The following is a 23,054-nucleotide window of genomic DNA, read 5'->3' on the forward strand; positions in this document are numbered from 1 at the left end:
TGAATTTGATCTGATATGAGTTGTTGCAAGGGCTCGGTGACTAAGAGCCCTTTGTTTTTCAATCTCCTCCGAGCGTAAACATAACTAATTTTAAAGCCTCGGTTGTTGTAGGATACACTGGAATGAAGCTGTACTTAAAATCCTCTCTAGCATGGTTGCTAATCTCATTTTTTTCTTTCGCTGTTGTGGCTAGCGATGTGAAATCGGGTGGCAACACATCCGTTAAAAAAGAGGGCGCAAACGCGTTTTCTTTACCTGCCGCTAATCTACCGATGTCAAAGCGACTTGATTTTAGTGTCGGCAATAGTTTTTTCCGTAATCCTTGGGTACAAGCGCCTGCGTCGACGGATGCACGCGATGGCCTAGGACCGCTGTTCAATACCAATGGTTGCCAAAACTGCCACGTCAAAGATGGTCGGGGTCATCCACCGGAAGAAAATGATTTGCATGCAGTGTCAATGCTGGTGCGCTTGAGCATTCCGGCAATGAGCGCAGAGCAGAAAAAAGCTTACATTAAAGATGGCGTGATCCCTGAACCCACTTACGGTGGTCAGCTACAAGATTTCGCCCTGCAAGATCAAACCCCAGAGGGAACGATTAAAATTACCTACAGTGATGTCCCAGTAACGTTTGCTGATGGCACAAAAGTCGTGCTGCGCAAACCAAAAGTGGAAATTACGGATTTGGGTTACGGGCCTATGCATCCAGATACCATGTTATCTGCCCGCGTAGCACCACCTATGATTGGCTTGGGCTTATTGGAAAGCATTCCTGATGAAACCTTACAAGCATGGAGTGACGAAGCGGATCAAGATAATGATGGCATTTCAGGCAAAGTGAATAAAGTATGGGACGTGCAAAAGCAGGATTTTGCGATTGGTCGATTCGGGTGGAAGGCGGGCCAACCGACACTGATGCAGCAAAATGCCGCCGCTTTTAATGGCGATGTCGGTTTAACCAGTCGTCTATTTCCAAACGAAAACTGTACCAGCGCACAAACACTCTGTGATGAATTACCTAACGGTGGCAAGCATGAAGTCAGTGATAACATCCTGCAATTTGTTGAGTTTTACTCTCAACATCTCGCGGTTCCGATCCGCCGTAACGTCCAAGACCCACAAGTAAAATTAGGTCAAACGCTATTCAACGATATTGGTTGTCAGAGCTGTCATAAAACCAATATTAAAACGGCGCAACGTGAAGGGTTACCAGCGTTATCCAATCAAATAATTCATCCATACAGTGATATGTTACTGCACGATATGGGCGAAGGATTGGCCGATAGTCGTCCTGAATATCTTGCCAATGGGCAAGAATGGCGCACCACACCGCTGTGGGGGCTCGGTTACACCGAAGAGGTCAATGGACATACCTATTTATTGCATGATGGGCGTGCTCGTAATGTGATGGAAGCAGTTCTGTGGCATGGTGGTGAAGCAGAAATGAGCAAGCAGAAAGTGCTTAAGCTGAATGTTAATGAGCGTGAGGCATTGATTGCCTTCTTGAACTCTTTATAACGGTGGTGTTCATGATTAAGCGAATGAATAAAGCTTTATTGGCCGTTACCGCAACGGCATTGTTATTAGGTTGCCAAGGTCAGACAAATTCCGATTATTCAGCCGATACATCAAGCCATATTAGTGCGGCGGTTTATCAGCTTGAGTTTGCATCGGCGGCACAATTTCATCAACAGGCGCAGTGGTTAAATCAGGGGATGTCTCGTTACTGTCAAGTGGGTGGGAGTACCGTTGAATTAGAGCAAAATTGGCAACTCACGATGCAGGCATGGATGGCGTTGCAGGGGCAAGAACGTGGCCCCCAGTCTGCACTTGAACAGAGTTGGAATGTTCAATTTTGGCCAGATAAAAAAAATACCACTGGTCGTAAGATGAGTGGCTTAGTCAAACAAGAGAAGCCTTGGACGGCCGCTGAAATCTCGCTACAGAGTGTTACCGTGCAGGGATTAGGCGCGATTGAATGGTTACTTTATGATCCGAAGTCAGACTTCAAAACAGCATCAAACAGTTGCCAATTAGGAGCGGTAATCAGTGATAACTTAGCCAACAATGCCGCTGCGATTGTTGCGGCATGGCAAACGAATCCTTGGCTTACGTTGGATCAAAGCGCTTGGAATGCAGAGTACATTGCGCTGTTGTCTAATCAACTTGATTACAGTATGAAGAAGCTCTCTCGTCCGATGGCAAAAGTCGGCCAACCTCGAGCGTATTTCGCTGAGTCATGGCGCTCGCAAACATCGATGGCTAATCTGAAGCACAATGTGGCTGCACTAAAAGCGCTCTATCTCGCCAATGGTGACGGTTTAGATCATCTGTTGCGTCAGCGGGGAAGAGAGTCACTAGCGGATCGCATTGTTTATCAGTTTGATATGACTCTGGAAACTTGGCCAGAACAAAGCAGTCTGTTTGAACTGTTGCAGAGCAAAGCCGGTTATCAATTGGTTACAGCACAGTTCAATAAGCTAGAACATCTCAATTATCTCATCCATGAAGAAGTCGCGATTGAACTTGGTGTAGTGATAGGATTTAACGCAACCGATGGTGACTGATCAAACAAGACGAACGCTGCTTAAGGCGGCGTTATTTGGTGCGACGGCTCCCATACTGCCTTTTGGTTGCAGTTCCATCGCCTCATCTCAATCTCGTTCGCCAGCTCTGATTGGCTGCTCATTGTCTGGTCGTAAATACTTTAATGTTGTCGTTGCCGATCAGCAAGGCTTACCCATTTCAGTACTGCCTTTGCCTACACGTGGACACGGGGTAGCGATTCACCCTGTGCTTGACCATGCGGTAGCCTTTGCCCGTCGTCCGGGGGATTATTTTATGGTCTTCGATTATCAACGCGGTGCCATGATTCAATTGAGGCAAGCGGATCGTCAGCGTCATTACTATGGTCATGGCGTGTATTCACCGGATGGCCAATGGCTCTATGCGACCGAAGGTGAGCGAAACAGCAGCCGTGGCATTATCGGCGTCTATGAGGTTGCTACTGGCTATCAAAAGCGAGATGAATTCAGCGGGTTTGGTTTAGGTCCCCATGAAGTGATCATGATGCCAGATGGCTCGCTTGCAATCGGTGTTGGTGGTGTTCATACCCAAGGTCGAAGGCCGATGAATCTTGAGAGCATGCAGCCAAGTCTGAGCTATTTGTCAGCGCAAGGGCAATTAATTGATCAAGTAGAGTTGGTCGATAAGAAGCTCAGCATTCGCCATCTCGCACATGATGGCGAGAAAACCGTGCTTTGTGGTCAGCAGTATCGTGGCGAGGTTGAAGATAACCCAGCACTGTTAGCGATGCATACTCAAGGAGGTGGGTTGATTGAGTTGAAAGCTGAGCCTGAGCAGTGGGCTCGATTTGACCACTATATTGCCAGTATTGCGGCGACTGAAGATTGGATTTTAGCCACCTCACCAAGGGGTAATTGCTTTGGCATTTGGTCAAAAAATAGCTTGGAGTTGGTGGAGTTGTCACCATTGCCTGATGCATCAGGTGTGGTGGTGTTCGATGATGCGTTTCGTATCAGTTCAGGTTCTGGTTCGGTGATTACTCAAATCAAACCACAGCAAAAAAGTTCAATTCGTTCGACAATACAATGGGATAACCACTGGTCTGCTATTGTGTAAATTCTCAGTATATCATTAAGTTATTGATATAATTTCTCAAAAACAAGTCGGCCGTTGAGTGAAAATTCTGCCATACTTATTGCAAAGAGAGCGTAATAAGTGTGTCAATAAATGTTAAAATTCAATGCAGCGCTGCTAACACTAGTATTAATGCCCATGCCTTCATGGGCATTATCATATTTTGAAGATATTGGTTGGGTTAGCCCCAATAGCCAAGCGGTCACCCAACTGCAATACCCGTCATTAGTTGAGGATATTTACCGTGATAACGGTGAACAGCTGATTTGGTTCGATCTTCAACAAAGTAGTCAGTTGGAGTTTCAACTCGAGTTGATTCAGCAAGCGAATGTCAGTCCATTTCTGTCGCGCCAGCTCAAGCAGTTGCGTTTTTATCGCAATAGTAATCGTTGGTTTGAATACGATATCCTAGCTACCGATGCCATGATTACCTACATGAGTTATGCAGAACAAGCGAAGCATATGGGTAAAGAGTGGTATTTTAAGACGAAACTCACTCAGCCTTTATCCCCCCCGACTTTATCCGCGCTTGATGCCTTACACGCTTCGATTGAATCACAACAACTGGGTGAGTTAATTGAGACTTATACGCCGGATAACGAAAACTACCAGTCGCTTGTTCGTGCCTATCTTCACCTTGCTAATTCGCATGAGGAAGAGCTGCCGAAATATCATCAAGATACCCAGTTGAAACGAGTAGGCGATCTGTTAGAGGCTCGTCCTGCATTGCTTGACCGATTAGAAGTCGTCGACGTTGATCTCTCAAACGTTAAATTTAATATAGGCTATTATGATGGGCGACTTGAAAAAGCGGTTAAGCAGTTTCAAGCAATGCATGGATTAAAGCCTGATGGCGTTATTGGACCTAGAACTATTCAATGGCTGAATGTCGCTAATCGCGAACGTTTAACCATGCTTGCTGTGAATGCTGAGCGTGAACGAATGTGGCCACAGCAACGCGATACGATTATTGTCGTTAATGTGCCTAGCTTTGAAATGGAGTATTGGTATGGTGGCGAATCGATGTTTCAATCTCGCGTTGTCGTCGGCCGTGAGGCTCGCAAAACGCCAGTGATGTCGACTAAATTGGACTCAGTTATCCTCAATCCGACGTGGAATGTGCCATGGAAAATCATGGTAGAGGATATTATTCCACATATGCAATCAGATCCTAATTACCTCAGTCGACAAAACATCGATATAATTGCAAATTGGCAATCAAATCAGGTAATTGACCCATCAGAAATTGATTGGGCAACACTTAACCCTAAAGCGTTTCCCTATCGAATGCGCCAAATGTCGGGCAATTATAACGCGTTAGGTCTGTATAAATTTAACACGCCGAATAAGCGCGCAATTTTCTTGCATGATACGCCAAGTAAGCATTTGTTTAGTAAAGAAAGCCGAGCATTTAGTTCCGGTTGTATTCGGGTTAAGCACGCCGATGCCTTTGCCTCTTTGCTGTTGGAGAACCAAGGTGTCGATTTAGAAAAGTTGGATGTATCCCCTGATGAAGCCAATAAAGCTGTTTCATTACGCAAGCGCATTCCCGTGCATATCATCTACCAAACCGCATGGGCAGAGGATGGCGTGGTGCAATATCGGGACGATATTTACCGTTTTGATCGCTAGAGGCGGCAATTAAACGGCAAAGCGTGATCTTTACGAAAAATTTGCAATTTGCCTTATGAAATAAAATTGTTAATTAGTTCAATAATTAATCTATGGCGGAAATAATTTGTCACATTTCTAGCACGCTTTATGCATTTGCACTTCACAAAAGAGTTAGGTAGTGTCGGCTTCGACACGATAATCGTATCGGATTGTGAAGGGTTTATAGAGTGCAAGTTACACGTAGACATTTTTTTAAGTTGGCAGGAAGTGGTTTGGTAGTTGCGAGTTGCGCCCCGAGTGTGGCACTGGCTTCTTATCCCGATCTTTCACGCTCATTAGCGATGAGCAATGTCCATACTGGCGAAGCACTCGAAACACGTTATTTCGATGGCAGCGAGTATATTCCAAGAGAACTGGGCCGAATTGATCAAATTTGTCGTGATTTCAGACGTAATGAAACACACAAAATGGACAAGCATTTGTTCGATCAGATCTCTCTTATTCAATCAGAATTAGGCGTAGAAGCTGAGGTGCAGATTATCTCGGGTTATCGTTCGCCTGCAACCAATGAAGCGTTGCGAGCAAGTTCTAGCGGCGTAGCCAAGAAGAGCTACCATATGCTTGGTCAAGCGATTGATTTCCGTCTCGATGGTGTGTCACTAAAGAAAGTTCGTGATATCGCAAGAGAGATGAAAGTCGGTGGTGTTGGTTACTACCCAAGTAGTAATTTTGTCCACATTGATACAGGCCCTGCACGCTACTGGTCATAGGCTTTTTCACGATAGCTAACTCACTTGAGCTTAGTTGGCTATCGTGTCATAGTTCGGCCAGTTTCGATATTTAAAAGGTTTAGCTATGTCTCTGAAGTATCAGGTTGTGCCTGTCACCTCGTTCTCTCAAAACTGTTCTATCGTATGGTGCGATGAAACGATGAAAGGCATTGTGATCGATCCCGGCGGTGATGAAAAACAACTGGCGATGCTGATCAAAGAACTCGGTGTTGATGTTGAAAGCCTCGTACTGACACATGGTCACTTAGACCACGTTGGTGGCACCGAAGCTTTAGCGCGATTATTAGGTGGCAAAGCGATTGTAGGCCCACATAAAGAAGATAACTTCTGGTTACAAGGCCTTGAAGGTCAAAGCCAAATGTTCGGGTTTCCGTTAACAGAAGCATTTGAACCTGATCAGTGGCTAAATGACGGTGATGTGATCACTTTCGGCAACCAAACGATGGATGTAATCCATACTCCAGGCCACACGCCTGGTCATGTGGTTTTATTCAGTAAAGAAGCTCAACTTGCTTTTGTAGGGGATGTCTTGTTTAACGGCGCTATTGGTCGTACCGATTTCCCTAAAGGTGATTTCAATACCTTAATTAGCTCGATCAAAAACAAATTGTGGCCACTTGGCAATGATGTGCGTTTTGTTCCTGGTCATGGCCCTGAGTCAACTTTTGGCCGTGAAAGAGGAAGTAATCCATTTGTTGCCGATGAAATGCCCCTTTACTAAGCACGATTAAAACAAGTTGCTATCACTTTGATATTGATTAAAAGGTCGCGGAAAGCGACCTTTTTTGTACCCATTATTTGGGCGAGTGGTGCTAAACAATCTTTGGTAAGGAGAGTTAATCGCGTTCAGACTCTCTATTTTTACATCGCTCTTTGCTTGCAATCGGAGTATGCTCGACCTCTTGTGATGCAGCTAAATAGCGGCGCATTAACCCAACAAACTCATCGGGTGGGCGGTCTAAATCATTGGTGGAGATGAATACGTCATAGCCAAAGAGTTGCCTTTGATAGTGCATTCGATTTGCCAGCATGGCTTGTAGGCCAGTGTATTGTTTACCATCAACCGTTGTGTAAGGTTTAGGGTCTAAAACCATCTCTTCAAATTGGGTGGTTTTGTGTTGCTGTTGTAAGCCAGCATAAAGTAGTGGACGTTGGCTAAGTAGTATCTCAGTGGTAATACGGGGGCAGATACTATCGAGATAGGGTGAATAATTTTTAAGCCGAATTCCTATCCAAGGTAGGGGTTGATACCAACCTTGATGCTGAGATTGGCAAATATCAATTTTACTAATGTTATGCCACTGTAATACCCAACCGCCTTTATAAAAGTGTTGTTGTAAATGGGTCGCAGTTAAGGTGTAAGCGACGATGCTGGTTTTGAGTAGCCATTGGGCGGCATAAAATAGGGCGATTAGCACTAATAAGCCCACCACAAATTGTTGCCATTGATTGGTAAACCAGATTAATCCTCCTAATGCCACGCATATGATTGCTCCCTTCCATACTTTGGCATGTGCCAGCAGAGTGGTCGGGCGATTTGAAAGATGGCGTGTGTGCATATCAAATCTTGTTGGCATATCAAATTCTTTCCTTTAGAGGAACAATCTTGTTTATTTATCTGTGTATATACTCAGTAGTCGTAAAATTGCAAATATCTAAGATTGTCTAAATTGTAGACTTATAGCAACCGTTCGCTTATTTTTGTCGCAGAAACACCGAGATACCCTGTCATTAATGGCAAATTTTTGGTATAAAACGCGCTTCAAATTTTCACCACTGCTCCGTATGCAGTGAAATGGAGAAATACTCGATGAGACTTGCTCATAAGCGCAAAGTGCAACAGAAACTACAAAAGCACATCAAAGCGGCAGTTGCAAATGTACCAGCAACTAAAAAAGCTAAGCCTGTAGTTGAGAAGACAGTCGCTGTAGCACCAGCTGCGGAGAAAGTAGTTGCACAAGAACAAGTTGTAGCAAAACAAGTTGACGTTGCACTGACTCCTAAGCAACAACAAGTTCTTGATATCGTTGTGAGCAATGCTGACGGTATCAACCCTAAAGGTATCGGCCTTGCCGCTGGTCAAGAAGAAGCTAAAGCTGCATCTTGGGCAACGGGCGCACTGAAAAAACTATTAGACGAAAACCTAGTAGTAAAAGAACAATTAGCGGGCAACAAAGTTATCTATAAAGCTCTTTAAAGAGCTCGCAAAAGTTGTTTTTGAGGCCTCGACTATGTCGAGGTCTTTTTTGTTGTAACGATAAAATGATACAGAATAGAAACGGCTGTATCACAAAAATTAAAATAACCTCAAAATCCTCGGCGCGTTACTACGTACGTATAGATCAGCACCTAGCTCTGTTCGGCTAAATGCTAATCCTCTTAATTTAAATGCCTTTTACATTGCTCTAATTGATCTCCTACGTATTTATACGTAGTGGGTTTTATGGAAGCTCCAATCGTGTTGTTAATTTCTCCGTGTTCTCGCTGATATTTTACGCTTGCCGGATCCTGCATGCTGTCCTCGAAACAGGAAGTGTCACATTCAGACGCACCATGAAACAAAGGACCTGATAATGAGAGCATTACATTCATTTTTTGATGGAAAATTGAAGTTAGGCATCGCGACATTAGCCGCATCCGTTGCGCTAGTGGGCTGTGGTGAAGAGAAGCAAGCGGATACCGCCAAGCAAGCCGAACCTGAAAAAGTCTATAAGTTAAAGCTGGCTGAAACTTGGGGACCAAACTTCCCAATTTTTGGTGATGCGACGAAAAACATGGCGAAGATGGCAGAAGAGATGTCGAACGGTCGTCTTGTGATCACAATTGACTCCTCAAACAAGCACAAAGCACCATTAGGTGTGTTCGATATGGTGAAATCGGGTCAGTATGATCTGGGTCACTCGGCGTCATACTACTGGAAAGGTAAAGTGCCTAATACGCTTTACTTCACGTCCATGCCATTTGGCATGCTGCCGACAGAGCAATATGCGTGGTTCTACTACGGTGGTGGTATGGAGTTGATGGAAGAGGTGTATTCAGCTCATAACCTACTGTCATTTCCTGGTGGTAACACCGATACGCAGATGGGTGGCTGGTTCCAAAAAGAGATCAACTCAGTTGATGACCTGCAAGGCCTGAAAATGCGTATTCCGGGGTTCGCGGGAGAAATTCTAGCGGAGATTGGCGCTAAGCCAACCAATATTGCCCCAGGTGAGCTATACACCTCGCTAGAGCGTCGCACGATCGATGCGCTAGAGTGGGTGGGTCCTTCACTAGACTTACGTATGGGTTTCCACAAAATTGCCCCTTACTACTACACCGGTTGGCATGAGCCAGGGACCGAGCTTCAGTTCCTAGTTAACCAACGTACATGGGATAGCCTACCCGCTGACCTACAATCGATTCTGCAAACGGCGATGAAGACAGCAGCCTACGATATGTACACACAATCTAAGCACGAAAGTGGCAAGAACTGGGCATCGATTCAATCTGAGTACCCAAATGTTCAAGTCAAAGATTTCCCTGTAGAAGTCATTGCGGCATTGCGTGAAGCTAACGACCGTTTGCTCAGTGATCATGCAGCAAAGGATGATCTGGCGAAGAAAATTCAAGCTTCACAAGCGGCTTACATTGAGCAAGTTCGTCCATGGTCAAATATTTCTCATCGTGCATACCTAAACAGCCAAGCACAGTAGTTAGTCATAAAAATTAAGCGCAATCGCGATGTACGGATCAATAAAACCCAAGCGTCAAAATAAGATTGTGCATGAAAAATAACAGTGACTCTGTCACTGGAAGCCCAAGTCCCCCTTAAATATTACAACAATAAGCTCCGCCGGCATTGTCGAGCGGAGCACCTTTAAAGTTCCACGGAGTTAGGAATGAGAAGACTGATCTATATCGAGCGGCTATTCAATCGTTTTGGCGATTGGCTTGGCTGGTTATCCAGTATTTTGTTTATTCTACTGCTGATCAACGTCGTGTATGACGTCGTGATGCGTTATGCCTTCAATGATGTGTCGATTGCTTTTCAAGAAATGGAATGGCACTTATTTTCGGCGGTATTTCTCATTGGTGTGCCGTACGCGATAAAAGCGGGCGGTCATGTGCGAGTTGACCTGTTCTACGAACGTCTATCTAACAAAGCTCAAGCCATTATTGATTTGCTTGGTACGGTATTTTTCCTCCTTCCTTTCTGCTTGTTAGTTGCATGGTATGGCATTGATTTCGCCAAAGAAAGCTATGTGCTTGGCGAGACATCGGGTGATCCCGGTGGTCTGTCTTACCGTTGGATCATTAAAGGTATGATCCCGCTTTCATTTCTCTTTATGGCGGTGAGTGGCATTGGCCTGATGCTGCACTCGCTAAATAGAATTGTTAACCCGCATCTGATGCACGCCCAAGTGAATAAGTAGGAGACGAAAAATGGTCGGTATAGTTATGTTTTTTGTTGCCTTACTTGCGTTGCTAGTAGGCTTCCCAGTGGCCTTTACCTTTGGTGGTATCGCACTAATTTTTGGTGTTTGGGCCGAAGGTTTTGACATGTTTGCCTTTATGCCATATCGCATACAGTCAATCATGGAAAATACCGTTCTTATGGCGGTGCCGCTGTTTGTCTTTATGGGGTTAGTGTTACAAAAAACCCGTTTAGCTGAGCAATTGCTTGAGTCTATGGGCAAATTATTTGGTGGTGTGCGTGGTGGTATCGCTATTTCGACGGTACTGGTAGGTGCATTGCTTGCCGCTTCAACCGGTGTGGTTGGGGCTTCAGTGGTGGCGATGGGGCTAATCTCACTGCCAGTCATGCTGAAATACAATTACGATAAAGGTTTAGCCTGTGGCACCATCTGTGCATCAGGTACTTTAGGGCAGATCATTCCACCATCTATCGTTTTGATATTGCTGGGTGATGTGCTGGGTGTTCCCGTTGGCGACTTATTCCAAGCTGCGATTTGGCCGGGATTAGTGCTGGTGGGAGCCTATGTGGTGTATATCCTTATCTATGCCAAGATGAATCCGGACGCAGCGCAACCTATCGAACGAGATGAAAATGTGAGTCGCTCTGAGGAAGTGTTCAAAGCGCTCAAAGCGGTTATTCCACCACTTGCTCTGATTGTGGTTGTATTAGGTTCCATCTTCGCAGGTGTTGCAACACCGACTGAATCTGCGGCCTTAGGTGGTGCGGGTGCGATTGTATTGGCTGTGCTGTACAAACAATTTAGCTGGAGAATGGTCTACGACGCTTCTAAAGAGACCGTCAAAGTCACGGCAATGGTGTTTGCTATCTTACTGGGTGCGACGGCATTCTCAATGGCGTTCACTTATACAGGTGGCGACCACCTTGTTGAGCAGTGGATGCTGCAAATACCGGGTGAAAAATGGGGCTTCTTGATCATTACTATGCTGGTCATTTTGGTGCTGGGTTTCTTCATCGACTTCGTTGAAATCTGTTTCATCATTGTTCCTATCCTTGCTCCGGTGGCAGAACTGATGGGGATCAACATGACGTGGTTTGCCATCTTGATCGCGATGAATTTGCAAACCTCCTTCTTAACACCACCATTTGGCTTTAGCTTGTTCTATTTGAAAGGTGTCGCACCAAACGGTGTCACGACGCGAGATATTTATCGAGGGGTTATGCCATTTATCGCGATACAGATAGTGGTGCTCGCTTCGTTACTGGTTTTCCCAGAATTTTACGGAATGTGATCATGTGATTTTTGTTAACGTGGTGTAAATGTTACAGTGAACGGCTTACTCAGGTAAGCCGTTTTTATTTGTCTGCCTTGTATTTAATTGCAGGCAAAGCAATCTGCCTAATTTGCGTGGGAGCAAGGATGCCTCTTAAAGTCAAATTGATACTACTGAGCTTACTGCCGTTACTCTTGGTTACGGTGAGCATCAGCTGGATTTCAGTTCATCAATCTCAAGCGCTGCGTGATAAAGAGGTCGAGATCATTCGTTCGAGTCTCATCCAATCAAAAGAAACCGCCTTAAAAGACAGCGTCGATTTGGCCTTCGATGCGATTCGTCATGTATACAACGACGCCAGTCTTGATGAGTCAACCGCCCAAACGCAAGTGAAGCAGATCATCGCCAAACTGCGCTATGGCAAAGATGGTTACTTCTTTGTTTATTATCGCGATGGTACCAATTTAGTTCATCCGATTATGCCTGAATTACAAGGGCAGAACTTACGCCATATTCAAGATGAGAATGGTGACTTTCTGATTAAAACGTTGTTGGAAAAAGCGCAGCAAGGTGGTGGATTTCACCAATATTTGTGGCAAAAACCTTCCAGTGGAGAAACCGTCCCGAAACTGAGTTATGCCGCTTGGCTGGATAAATGGGGTTGGATGATTGGCACCGGTTTGTATATTGAAGATATCAGCAATGAAGTGACGAATCTTAAACGGGCAGTCGATAAGAACATCGAAACCACCTTCTTCTCGATGATGGTGATTGTGGTCATTACGGTCGCGGTGATTGTCGTGGTGACTTTAGCGGTTAACTTACATGAGCACCGGATTGCCGACCGAAGTTTAAAAGAGCTGGCGCATAAAACGGTGATGTTCCAGGAAGATGAGAAAAAGCATCTTGCACGCGAGCTGCATGATGGCATCAATCAGTTGTTGGTATCGAGTAAATGTCATTTGGAATTACTGGGCAACAAGCTTGATGATGAGACGCAAAAGCAGCATTTGAGCCAATCACAGCAGTCAATCATGATGGCGATTAATGAGGTGCGTCATATCTCGCACAAACTAAGACCAAGTGCATTGGATGACATCGGGTTGGAAGCGGCTCTTAATACACTGCTGCAAGACTTTCGTTCTCACTCGGGTATACAAGTGGAAGTTGCCTTTAATCGGCAGGATGTAAAGTTGAAGTCAGAAATTGCCACAACACTCTATCGCGTCGCGCAAGAGTCATTAACCAATATTGAAAAGCACGCAGAGGCTAAGACAGTTAACGTGATTTTGCAACAGATGGGCAGTTGCTTGCAGCTGATCATTCGTGATGATGGAGTCGGGTTTGAGGTCGCTACAACGTTACGTAAAACCGGCATCGGTCTGCGCAATATGCGTGAGCGAGTTGAATTTATTGGCGGTGAGTTTGAATTGGAAAGTGAACCGGGTTTAGGTACGGAAATCACCGTCTTACTGCAATTGGATGAGTTAGTGTATGGATAGACCAATCAAAGTGGTGATTGTCGATGATCACCAAGTGGTGCTGGACGGGTTTATGGCGCGTTTGAGCCTAGAGCCCAATATCGAAGTGATCGGTACGGCAAGTAATGGCGTTGAAGCGATCGAAGTGGTGAAAAACCTCCAGCCAGATGTGGTACTCATGGATGTAAGCATGCCAGTGATGAATGGTATCGATGCAACGCGAGTTATCAAAGATGAAATTGCCGATGTTAAAGTGTTGATGCTCACCATGCATGATAATCGAGAGTACATCATGAAGGTAATGCAGTCAGGCGCGGTCGGATACATGCTAAAAGAAATTTCTTCGGAAAAAATGGTGCAAGCGATCAAAACGGTTGAACAGGGATCGACTTATTTTTGTGAGTCAGTAACACAAACACTGTTTTCTCATGGTGAAATTCCGGTGGCGAATAAACCGAATCCACTTAGCCGTCGTGAAGAGGCGGTGCTAAAGCTGGTGGCGCAAGGGCACAGTAGTAAAAAGGTCGCTTCACTGCTCGATATTAGTTATCGAACGGTAGAAACTCATCGGCAAAATATCAAACACAAACTTGAATTGAGCAGCATTGCTGAACTGGCAAAATACGCGGTGGAAAGGGGGATTATTTAATCAATGCAAGTTGAAAAAAAGCCTCTATCTATTCGATGAGAGGCACAGCTAAATCCGCTTCTGTAAGGAGGACAAGTTTGTTATCTCAGTTGGGTTGACTCTTGATAACAAAGGAAAAGGATTGAGCGATAACACGTGTTTATTATGCTCAATCCAAAGGTGATATTTTTAGCGGCGATTGGCCATTCGCTTAAATTGATGGCGTCGCCCGCGCAGCGTTAAACCTAAACGCATAATATTTTCGAGTGGTGCGATGCCACTGTAGCCGCCATCACCAATATGTACGATATCAGCTCCTGCCGCTTTAGCTGTGATAGCCACCTGTTCGATATAGCTCTCACTGGCGCCCTCTTGTGATGTACCAATCGCTAACATGCCCAGCATGTTGGTTTGATGAACCGCTGCCATCATCTGCTGTGCAAGCTCAGGGCTTACGCCTGGCGTTGTATAGGCAGCAGGAAACATCATGATATCGGCACCTGCTTCGGCGAAGGCGGGCACAATGTTGAGGTTGTAGTCATTACCAACACCACCAGCATGCATTTTTCCTGCGACGATAAGCATTTCAGGGGCAATACTGCGTACCAAACCAATCGCCTTTAGGATGGTTTCTTGCGAGACACAATTACCTGGATTGCCGGTCAACATGACATAATCAAGACCAATTTCTACCGCCCGCCTAATGGTTTCTTGCGTCACGGTGCGCCCAACCGCGAGGTGAGTGATACCTTCAGGAATTGGCTCAAGGTTGCATCCCACTAATCGACCAGTGTACTTTTTGACTTGCTCGACCGTCATGAACTCATCAGGATCTTCAGAGAGAATACGGATCTTAGGATTAAACACGTCTAAACAGTTGAGGGTGATCATATCCGCGCCAAACGCAGCAGCTAATTCTGGGCCTGACACCATATCAATCGGCGGTGTGAGTGCGACAACGTTCTCTACCATAAGAGTACGCCCTTCGGATTGGCGTATCGCTTGCACTAGCTGTTCGCGATTTGCTAAACGAAAGTTTTCCGCAGTGTAATCAAAAATACGTTTATTCACGATTTCAGTCCTTTTAACTCTTGATGAATCGCGATCACTTCTTCAGTGACTTCGCGACATAGCATGGTGGTCATTATATGGTCTTGAATATGCGTCAGTATTAGTGTCATCTGCACCTTACCAGAGCCTTGGTCATAACCGATAAGCTCAGTTTGTGACTTATGGACATCTTTTAATGCTTGATCACCTTCGGCAATTTGCTGCGTGGCGAGCTCAAAGTTACCGCTGCGAGCGGAGCGCATTGCTGAAATAAAAGCAGATCGTGCAGCGCCAACATAGCAGAGTAGGGTCATCAGGAACTCTTCGGTGATTTCCAGTTTTGGATCGCAGCTTGAAAACTCGTTGGTGTTTTCCGTTGAGCTAAACGCAGCATTATCTGATTTAACTTCATCAGGCTTAGCTTCATCTGACTTAGCTTCATCTTGCTTAGTTACGTGCGGCATTGAGTTCTCCTTGCTTTGCTGGTTTTGGGGAAGAAGCTTGTTCAGCTGCCTTTTCTTCGGCCAATAACTGTTTTTCATGAATTTTCATAAATGGATAGAACACCACCATACTGACGGTAAGACAGGCTAAGACGACAACGGCTGCGGTGATTGAGTTGGTCGACATCACTGCGCCAATTGGTGCAGGCATTGTCCACGGTGGTAGAGCAATGATTTTTGCGACAAAGCCCGTTTTGAAAGCCATCCACACAATTGTGGTGTTAATAAATGGCGCGACAATCCAAGGAATGAAATAGATTGGGTTCATGACGATTGGGGTACCGAAGATCACCGGCTCATTAATGTTAAACATGCCTGGGACAATCGACATTTTGCCAATGGTTTTGAGTTGGGTTGCTTTAGAACGCATCATAAGCAGTACCAAGCCAAATGTACCGCCAGCGCCGCCGACGAAAACAAAGAAGTCGACCAATGGATTCACAAAAATTTTTGGTAGTGCTTCGCCGGCTGCGAGTGCTTCTTGGTTCAGACCAAGGTTGACCAGCAGCATTGGCGCGATAATGCCACCCACCACCGAGCCACCATGAATGCCGCTAAACCACAGTAGTTGAATCAGCATCACGGCGAGTAGGGCAGCAAAGTAGGAATCCGACGCTAAAACCAATGGTTTGAACAATTCCATAATGGCAGAAGGAATTTTGAGGCCGTGTTGCGCCAACAAGGTGTTCATAACCATTATGATCACGGAGATAAACACGATTGGGATCAGTAAATCAAACGAAGCTGAAATTTTAGGCGGCACTGCTTCTGGCATCTTTATGCGAATGTTGTACTTGATCAGTAAACGCTGCATTTCGGGCACTAATAAACCACAAAGAATGGCTGTAAATGCGCCGGCACCACCTAGGAATGCTCCCGGTAATACGCCACCTATTTCAACTGTAGTCATGGGGGCGGCAGCTAGCACAAAAGCAAACATCGATAACATACCGGTGTTCATCGGTCGTAGCTTGTATGATTCTGCCAAGCTAAATCCAATTCCAAATGCGGCATAAACAGCAAAGATACCCATACTGACGTTGAAAGGGGCGAGGATATTATCTTGGCCGATTGAATTAATCAGAGAATGCCAACCTTCAAAGAAAAAACCGGAGTCAGATGGCGGAAAGGCCAGTACTAACAGCAGTGAACCAACAATTAAAAAGGGCATGGTTGCCACGAAACCATCTTTCACCGCAATGACATGTTTTTGCGCGGATATTTTTCCCGCAATTGGTGCGACGACGTTTTCGACGAAGCGCATAGTAGTATCGAATATAGACATGGTTATTCCTCTATCCTTGTTTAACGCGACTCGTACAGTGAGATAGCTTGGTTTAGTACCGCTTCACCATTGAGCATTCCGTAATTCATCATGTCGATAAGGCCGCAGCCTTTGCCAACCGCATCAGCTTCACGTTTGAACTCTTCATATTTAAATTTGACCTGAGGCGCGACCAAGCAGACATCACATTCTGCAAGGCACTCTTCAAATTCAGAGACTGAGTGCGCCGAGATTTGGCATGGTATATCGTTATTTTCCGCCGCTTTTTCCATTTTGGTGACAAGCATGCTGGTCGACATTCCAGCAGCACAACAAAGAAAAATTTTCATATTCTTGTTCCTTGTTTGAAAGTGTGTTGATTAGTTAATAACCAATGTAGACAAAAAAGAAACCGGTTTCTGTAACCGGTTACATTGCTGCGCATGAGTTCACAGAATTAGGGAATTGGGAGTCGATTAGTGTTGTTTAGGTCAAATTTTGTTCAGTGTTTATCCGTACGACTCAGATGCGTTATTTGTGTGTCTTAGGGGAGGTCGTGTTTGAAACTGCTATCGATGTCGTCAGTCATTGAGGTATTGAATGACTGGCGACATAGAGAAGGTGAGGAGGATTAAATACGTTGGGTAGATTGACGGATCAGTAATTCGCCTTGGACGACTTCCGGTTTCGGGGCAATACCGGTTTCAATCAAATGTTTCGCCACGTCCATTGCGCGTTTCGTTATCGCTTTAATTGGAATGTTAACGGTCGTCAACGGCGGTGAAACAAAGGCTGAACAAGGGTCGTTATCAATACTGACTACGGAGACCTCTTGCGGCACACGAATCCCTTGCTCATTGAGTGCTTTAATGCAACCAATGGCGATATCATCGGCCGCGGCAACGATGGCACTGCCAAAAGGTTGTTGACGAAGAAACTGCTTGGTGGCTTGGTAGCCTTCTTCAAAGCCAAAGTCTGATTCACAATAGTCGCCAATGACGCCCTTCATTTGATTGGCGGCGATCAGGTCATCGAAGCCCTGACGACGAAGACGAGACGTGGGAGTAGTGGCTTTTGGACCGATATAGGTTAGGTGTTGATGACCCAATTCAATTAAATGCTGGGCAGCAAGTTCGACAGCGTTACCTTGGTCGAAGGTAATGGAAAACCCAGCTTCTGCAGGCAGAGACCGACCAACATTAATAATTGGTATCGAGATTAATTGGCTTAGCTCAATCACCTGTTCACATGAGAGTTTACGGCTATAAAGAATGATTAGTGAGCACTTTTTTTCAACCAGAGAGTAAACCGCTTTGAGTTCATCTTCGGCATTGTTATGGCCATCAGCAAACAGGAGCTGTTTACCCATTTGTTCTGCGCTGACCGACGCTTGCTTCAAAAGGCTACCAAAATAGCCGCCGGTAAAGTCAGAAATCACCAAACCAATGCTATTACTGCTTTGGCTTGCTAGTGCTTGAGCGACAGAGCTTGGTCGATAATTAAGCTCTTTCATGACCGCTTTAACTTTATCTTGGGTGCTCTGCCGTACTTGACCGGTGCCATTAATCACTCGTGATACCGTCGCTTTTGAAACCCCAGCGATCCGGCACACATCGTTTATTGTTGCCATTGATACCTCTAAAATGACGTTTATTGTCGATTAATACCATAAAAATACGATTTTTGAATAGTGATATACCCAAGCGCCTTGGGTTTAGCGAACGTTCAGAGAGTCAGGTCACACAAATGTAAGCTATGTAAGTATGGCTGAGGTGTGACCTAGAAAAGGATAGAATAAGCACACCAATTACAGCAGCAGAAAAATTATGACCTTTCCCATTAATCAGCATCAAAACTATCACGCGCATTTCTACTTTGATCAATCAAGTAGTGACTATGCGGCCAAAATCCGTGAAGAGATCCATCAAACGTTAGGTTTGTTTGTCGGTCGTTTCAACCAACGTTTAGTTGGCCCACATACTCAGTGGAGTTTTGAGATTGATTTCGACCGAGAGCAGTTTGATAAGGCGATTGATTGGCTGGATAACGCACGTCAAGGTCACTCAGTTTTGGTGCATGCCGTTACCGAAGATGATTATCGTGATCACACCGAATATGTTTATTGGCTTGGTGAACCGATAGCATTGGATTTAACGCTTTTTAGTGTTGATTAGAAGTACAACCCCCCCCCCCCCCCATTTTGATAGGTGACATCGATTAAAATAATAGATTTAAGCAAATATCCTGATTGGCGTTAGAGGGGTAATCTAGCCATATCGAAACGAAACAATTGAAACTAAACAGCGCAATATCGCGATTTATGCGCACGATTCATTACTCAGTTTAATAGGAATTGCATTATGTCTAATCAAGTTAATCTTATCGGCTTAAATCACGAACAATCTGTACAGATCTCTCAGCAACTCAATCAATTGTTGGCTCATTATCAAGTGTTGTATATGAACACTCGTGGCTATCACTGGAATATCAAAGGGCAGCAGTTCTTTGAACTGCATGTGAAATTCGAAGAAATTTACACTGATCTGCAAACAAAGATCGATGAACTTGCCGAGCGCATTCTAACTTTGGGTGAAACACCCAATCATAGCTTTACGCGTTACCTTGAATTAAGTGAGCTAAAAGAGCATGTGAATGCCAGTAATGGTCAGGAGTGTGTCCAAGGTCTCGTTAACGGTTTTAGTTTATTACTCCTTAAACAGCGTGAAATTCTTACCTTTGCTGGTGAAGCACAAGATGAAGGTACAGCGGCCTTGATGGGGGATTATATTCGTGAGCAAGAAAAGCTAATGTGGATGCTCAATGCTTACTTACAATAATGGATAGTGGCTACACGATTGAACACTCAATCATTGGTCATAAAGGGAGCTTGAGCTCCCTTTATGTTTTTAATGCGATGAGGATACATCACTAAATGTTAGGCAGGGCAACGCTGCTCGACAAAACGGTGAGTAAATTCATTGGCCGAAATCGGTTTAGAAAACAGATAGCCTTGAAAATCATCACACTCTTCTTTATGCAATAATAGTCGTTGCTCTTCATACTCTACGCCTTCGGCAATCACTTTTTTACCCATGTTATGACCAAGCTGGATAATGGTTCTGACTAACATGTGGTCGTTATGCTCGTTAACACAATCATCAACAAACGATTTATCGATCTTCAATACATCAATCGGCAAGTGTTTCAGATAATTGAGCGACGAATAGGCGACACCAAAATCATCAATCGCGATAGTCACCCCTTCATTTTGCAAACGACGGCAGATCTTGGTCACGCGCTCAGTATCTTTCATTAAGGTGGTTTCGGTAATTTCGATTTGCAATAAGTTCGGAGCTAAGCCCTGAGGAATCCCCTAATGATTTTGATAAAAATCATAAATTTAAGGTAGATGCACATCTTGTCATGTGATCAAATGGTTCTGAGAAAAATCAATAACCAGACAACAAGATGTGCGAACTCGATATTTTACACGACTCTCTTTACCAATTCTGCCCTGAATTGCACTTAAAACGACTCAACAGTTTAACGCTGGCTTGCCACGCATTACTTGAATGTAAAACGCTCACTCTTACCGAACTTGGTCGTAACCTGCCAACGAAAGCCAGAACAAAACATAACATCAAACGAATCGACAGATTGTTAGGTAATCGTCACTTGCACAAAGAGCGACTCGCTGTATACCGTTGGCATGCCAGCTTTATCTGTTCAGGTAATTCGATGCCCATTGTTCTTGTTGACTGGTCTGATATTCGTGAGCAAAAACGGCTTATGGTATTGCGGGCTTCGGTGGCACTACATGGTCGTTCTATTACTCTTTATGAGAAAGCCTTTCCGCTTTCAGAGCAATGTTCAAAGAAGGCTCATGACCAATTTCTAGCCGACCTTGCAAGCATTCTACCGAGTAACACTACACCGCTCATTGTCAGTGATGCTGGCTTTAAAGTGCCATGGTATAAATCCGTTGAAAAGCTAGGTTGGTACTGGTTAAGTCGAGTCAGAGGGAAAGTGCAATATGCAGATTTAGGTGCGGAAAACTGGCAACCTATCAGCAACTTACATAGCATATCCTCAAGTCGCTCAAAGACTTTAGGCTATAAGAGGTTGACTAAGAGCAACCCAATTTCATGTCAAATTGCACTGTATAAATCACGTCCTAAAGGCCGAAAAAATCAGCGTTCGACACGGACTAATTGTCATCATCCGTCACCTAAAATCTACTCCGCTTCGACAAAAGAACCATGGGTTTTAGCGACTAACTTGCCCGTTGAAATCCGAACACCAAAGCAACTTGTTAGGCTCTACTCGAAGCGTATGCAAATTGAAGAAACCTTCCGAGACTTGAAAAGCCCAGCCTACGGTTTAGGCCTCCGTCATAGCCGAACTAGCAGCTCAGAGCGCTTTGATATCATGCTGCTAATCGCCCTAATGCTTCAACTGACATTTTGGCTTGCTGGAGTTCATGGTCAGAAACAAGGTTGGGATAAGCACTTCCAAGCTAACACTGTCAAAAATCGAAATGTACTCTCAACAGTGCGCTTAGGGATGGAAGTTTTGCGGCATTCTGGCTACACAATAACGAGGGAAGACTTGCTCGCGGCTGCAACCCTGCTTGCTCAAAATCTATTCAAACATGGTTGTGCTTTGGGGAAATTATGAGGGGATCCCTCAGAGCTAAGCCTGTTTGACGCAGTATATGGCGGATATAAGGGAAAAGGTCGTCGTGGGCAAACTGAACCGTTGAAACGTTGACGGAAATGGTAATTGGCGTGCCGGCGTCTGCCCATTGTTTTGCTTGCTGACAAGCGGTTCGAATCACCCAGCGGCCAATCGCAATAATTTGCTTGGTTTGCTCGGCAATGGAAATGAACTCAAATGGGCTGATTGTGCCTAAGTTAGGGTGCTCCCACCGAATCAGCGCTTCTGCGCCAGTCACGCACTGTGTTTCGACACACACCTTAGGTTGATAGACCAAAGCAAATTGAGCCAACTTGATGGCTTGTTCTAGCTCCGCTCTGAGGGATCCCCTCATAATTTCCCCAAAGCACAACCATGTTTGAATAGATTTTGAGCAAGCAGGGTTGCAGCCGCGAGCAAGTCTTCCCTCGTTATTGTGTAGCCAGAATGCCGCAAAACTTCCATCCCTAAGCGCACTGTTGAGAGTACATTTCGATTTTTGACAGTGTTAGCTTGGAAGTGCTTATCCCAACCTTGTTTCTGACCATGAACTCCAGCAAGCCAAAATGTCAGTTGAAGCATTAGGGCGATTAGCAGCATGATATCAAAGCGCTCTGAGCTGCTAGTTCGGCTATGACGGAGGCCTAAACCGTAGGCTGGGCTTTTCAAGTCTCGGAAGGTTTCTTCAATTTGCATACGCTTCGAGTAGAGCCTAACAAGTTGCTTTGGTGTTCGGATTTCAACGGGCAAGTTAGTCGCTAAAACCCATGGTTCTTTTGTCGAAGCGGAGTAGATTTTAGGTGACGGATGATGACAATTAGTCCGTGTCGAACGCTGATTTTTTCGGCCTTTAGGACGTGATTTATACAGTGCAATTTGACATGAAATTGGGTTGCTCTTAGTCAACCTCTTATAGCCTAAAGTCTTTGAGCGACTTGAGGATATGCTATGTAAGTTGCTGATAGGTTGCCAGTTTTCCGCACCTAAATCTGCATATTGCACTTTCCCTCTGACTCGACTTAACCAGTACCAACCTAGCTTTTCAACGGATTTATACCATGGCACTTTAAAGCCAGCATCACTGACAATGAGCGGTGTAGTGTTACTCGGTAGAATGCTTGCAAGGTCGGCTAGAAATTGGTCATGAGCCTTCTTTGAACATTGCTCTGAAAGCGGAAAGGCTTTCTCATAAAGAGTAATAGAACGACCATGTAGTGCCACCGAAGCCCGCAATACCATAAGCCGTTTTTGCTCACGAATATCAGACCAGTCAACAAGAACAATGGGCATCGAATTACCTGAACAGATAAAGCTGGCATGCCAACGGTATACAGCGAGTCGCTCTTTGTGCAAGTGACGATTACCTAACAATCTGTCGATTCGTTTGATGTTATGTTTTGTTCTGGCTTTCGTTGGCAGGTTACGACCAAGTTCGGTAAGAGTGAGCGTTTTACATTCAAGTAATGCGTGGCAAGCCAGCGTTAAACTGTTGAGTCGTTTTAAGTGCAATTCAGGGCAGAATTGGTAAAGAGAGTCGTGTAAAATATCGAGTTCGCACATCTTGTTGTCTGGTTATTGATTTTTCTCAGAACCATTTGATCACATGACAAGATGTGCATCTACCTTAAATTTATGATTTTTATCAAAATCATTAGGGGATTCCTCAGCACTTAGCGCC

23 protein-coding genes and 1 pseudogene are annotated in these 23,054 nt (G+C 44.8%); 15 read left to right on the top strand and 9 right to left on the bottom strand.

Going from position 1 to position 23,054, the window contains the following annotated elements; translation table 11 throughout:
* Positions 1-122: 122 nt before the first annotated feature.
* From RJD38_RS13145 to RJD38_RS13170, 6 genes are all read left to right on the top strand, one after another.
* The gene (locus tag RJD38_RS13145; protein WP_065545372.1) at positions 123-1,517 is read left to right on the top strand and encodes a di-heme oxidoredictase family protein; all 1,395 of its coding nucleotides are present in this window, start codon (positions 123-125) and stop codon (positions 1,515-1,517) included.
* A gap of 11 nt (positions 1,518-1,528) precedes the next feature.
* The gene (locus RJD38_RS13150) at positions 1,529-2,566 is read left to right on the top strand and encodes an imelysin family protein (RefSeq protein WP_065545371.1); all 1,038 of its coding nucleotides are present in this window, start codon (positions 1,529-1,531) and stop codon (positions 2,564-2,566) included.
* The gene (locus tag RJD38_RS13155) at positions 2,556-3,641 is read left to right on the top strand and encodes a DUF1513 domain-containing protein (protein WP_065545370.1); all 1,086 of its coding nucleotides are present in this window, start codon (positions 2,556-2,558) and stop codon (positions 3,639-3,641) included. Before RJD38_RS13150 ends, RJD38_RS13155 begins: the two co-directional genes overlap by 11 nt.
* A 111-nt stretch (positions 3,642-3,752) precedes the next feature.
* The gene (locus RJD38_RS13160; protein WP_065545369.1) at positions 3,753-5,291 is read left to right on the top strand and encodes a L,D-transpeptidase family protein; all 1,539 of its coding nucleotides are present in this window, start codon (positions 3,753-3,755) and stop codon (positions 5,289-5,291) included.
* A gap of 209 nt (positions 5,292-5,500) precedes the next feature.
* Complete coding sequence (locus RJD38_RS13165; RefSeq protein WP_005598792.1) at positions 5,501-6,043, top strand: YcbK family protein; 543 nt, start codon at positions 5,501-5,503, stop codon at positions 6,041-6,043.
* Between the two features lie 85 nt (positions 6,044-6,128).
* A complete protein-coding gene (locus RJD38_RS13170; RefSeq protein WP_065545368.1) occupies positions 6,129-6,785 on the top strand; it encodes an MBL fold metallo-hydrolase in 657 nt (218 codons plus the stop codon).
* A gap of 115 nt (positions 6,786-6,900) precedes the next feature.
* Here RJD38_RS13170 and RJD38_RS13175 read toward each other — a convergent pair whose 3' ends face one another.
* On the bottom strand, positions 6,901-7,623 hold the full coding sequence (locus tag RJD38_RS13175; protein ID WP_367971357.1) for a DUF2982 domain-containing protein: 723 nt from the start codon (positions 7,621-7,623) through the stop codon (positions 6,901-6,903).
* 251 nt (positions 7,624-7,874) lie between these two features.
* Between RJD38_RS13175 and RJD38_RS13180 the strand changes: the two genes are divergently transcribed.
* From RJD38_RS13180 to RJD38_RS13205, 6 genes are all read left to right on the top strand, one after another.
* On the top strand, positions 7,875-8,261 hold the full coding sequence (locus RJD38_RS13180; RefSeq protein ID WP_005598798.1) for a hypothetical protein: 387 nt from the start codon (positions 7,875-7,877) through the stop codon (positions 8,259-8,261).
* A gap of 376 nt (positions 8,262-8,637) precedes the next feature.
* Complete coding sequence (locus tag RJD38_RS13185) at positions 8,638-9,759, top strand: TRAP transporter substrate-binding protein (RefSeq protein WP_005598801.1); 1,122 nt, start codon at positions 8,638-8,640, stop codon at positions 9,757-9,759.
* Between the two features lie 186 nt (positions 9,760-9,945).
* Positions 9,946-10,479 carry a TRAP transporter small permease subunit gene (locus tag RJD38_RS13190; protein WP_065545366.1) on the top strand — a complete coding sequence of 178 codons (534 nt, stop codon included), beginning with the start codon at positions 9,946-9,948 and terminating at the stop codon, positions 10,477-10,479.
* 10 nt (positions 10,480-10,489) lie between these two features.
* Complete coding sequence (locus RJD38_RS13195; RefSeq protein WP_005598805.1) at positions 10,490-11,773, top strand: TRAP transporter large permease; 1,284 nt, start codon at positions 10,490-10,492, stop codon at positions 11,771-11,773.
* Between the two features lie 128 nt (positions 11,774-11,901).
* Positions 11,902-13,257 (top strand): cache domain-containing protein, encoded by a 1,356-nt coding sequence (locus tag RJD38_RS13200; protein WP_065545365.1) that lies wholly within the window; start codon positions 11,902-11,904, stop codon positions 13,255-13,257.
* Positions 13,250-13,885: a response regulator transcription factor gene (locus tag RJD38_RS13205; protein WP_005598809.1), complete on the top strand. Its 636-nt coding sequence runs from the start codon at positions 13,250-13,252 to the stop codon at positions 13,883-13,885. The genes RJD38_RS13200 and RJD38_RS13205 overlap by 8 nt, the downstream gene beginning before the upstream one ends.
* A gap of 168 nt (positions 13,886-14,053) precedes the next feature.
* On the opposite strand, the gene RJD38_RS13210 is transcribed toward RJD38_RS13205, so the two are convergent.
* The 5 genes from RJD38_RS13210 to RJD38_RS13230 all read right to left on the bottom strand — a co-directional run bounded on the left by RJD38_RS13210 (position 14,054) and on the right by RJD38_RS13230 (position 18,311).
* The gene (locus RJD38_RS13210) at positions 14,054-14,935 is read right to left on the bottom strand and encodes a dihydrodipicolinate synthase (RefSeq protein WP_065545364.1); all 882 of its coding nucleotides are present in this window, start codon (positions 14,933-14,935) and stop codon (positions 14,054-14,056) included.
* Positions 14,932-15,378 carry a PTS lactose/cellobiose transporter subunit IIA gene (locus RJD38_RS13215; RefSeq protein WP_231893121.1) on the bottom strand — a complete coding sequence of 149 codons (447 nt, stop codon included), beginning with the start codon at positions 15,376-15,378 and terminating at the stop codon, positions 14,932-14,934. The genes RJD38_RS13210 and RJD38_RS13215 overlap by 4 nt, the downstream gene beginning before the upstream one ends.
* Positions 15,362-16,702, bottom strand: coding sequence for a PTS cellobiose transporter subunit IIC (locus tag RJD38_RS13220; RefSeq protein ID WP_005598815.1), 1,341 nt, complete (start codon positions 16,700-16,702; stop codon positions 15,362-15,364). Before RJD38_RS13220 ends, RJD38_RS13215 begins: the two co-directional genes overlap by 17 nt.
* Before the next feature lie 20 nt (positions 16,703-16,722).
* Positions 16,723-17,031 carry a PTS sugar transporter subunit IIB gene (locus RJD38_RS13225; RefSeq protein WP_005598816.1) on the bottom strand — a complete coding sequence of 103 codons (309 nt, stop codon included), beginning with the start codon at positions 17,029-17,031 and terminating at the stop codon, positions 16,723-16,725.
* 281 nt (positions 17,032-17,312) lie between these two features.
* On the bottom strand, positions 17,313-18,311 hold the full coding sequence (locus RJD38_RS13230) for a LacI family DNA-binding transcriptional regulator (RefSeq protein WP_065545363.1): 999 nt from the start codon (positions 18,309-18,311) through the stop codon (positions 17,313-17,315).
* 196 nt (positions 18,312-18,507) lie between these two features.
* On the opposite strand from RJD38_RS13230, the gene RJD38_RS13235 reads away from it, so the two are divergent.
* Together RJD38_RS13235 and RJD38_RS13240 are read left to right on the top strand one after the other, a co-directional pair.
* Positions 18,508-18,855, top strand: a complete 348-nt coding sequence (locus tag RJD38_RS13235; RefSeq protein WP_065545362.1) for a DOPA 4,5-dioxygenase family protein — start codon at positions 18,508-18,510, stop codon at positions 18,853-18,855.
* Positions 18,856-19,041: 186 nt separating this feature from the next.
* A complete protein-coding gene (locus RJD38_RS13240; RefSeq protein WP_005598821.1) occupies positions 19,042-19,518 on the top strand; it encodes a Dps family protein in 477 nt (158 codons plus the stop codon).
* A gap of 98 nt (positions 19,519-19,616) precedes the next feature.
* Here the strand turns inward: RJD38_RS13240 and RJD38_RS13245 are convergent.
* Positions 19,617-20,039, bottom strand: a pseudogene (locus RJD38_RS13245) (EAL domain-containing protein); the annotation flags it as partial.
* Between the two features lie 110 nt (positions 20,040-20,149).
* Between RJD38_RS13245 and RJD38_RS13250 the strand changes: the two are divergent.
* Positions 20,150-21,358, top strand: a complete 1,209-nt coding sequence (locus RJD38_RS13250; RefSeq protein WP_032073033.1) for an IS4 family transposase — start codon at positions 20,150-20,152, stop codon at positions 21,356-21,358.
* Here the strand turns inward: RJD38_RS13250 and RJD38_RS13255 are convergent.
* Positions 21,327-21,731 carry an EAL domain-containing protein gene (locus RJD38_RS13255; protein ID WP_367971358.1) on the bottom strand — a complete coding sequence of 135 codons (405 nt, stop codon included), beginning with the start codon at positions 21,729-21,731 and terminating at the stop codon, positions 21,327-21,329. The two genes, RJD38_RS13250 and RJD38_RS13255, sit on opposite strands and share 32 nt — an antisense overlap.
* Positions 21,728-22,936 carry an IS4 family transposase gene (locus RJD38_RS13260; protein WP_032073033.1) on the bottom strand — a complete coding sequence of 403 codons (1,209 nt, stop codon included), beginning with the start codon at positions 22,934-22,936 and terminating at the stop codon, positions 21,728-21,730. Before RJD38_RS13260 ends, RJD38_RS13255 begins: the two co-directional genes overlap by 4 nt.
* Positions 22,937-23,054 lie beyond the last annotated feature (118 nt).

Source organism: Vibrio scophthalmi, from assembly GCF_040869025.1.
Classification (GTDB): Bacteria; Pseudomonadota; Gammaproteobacteria; order Enterobacterales; family Vibrionaceae; genus Vibrio; species Vibrio scophthalmi.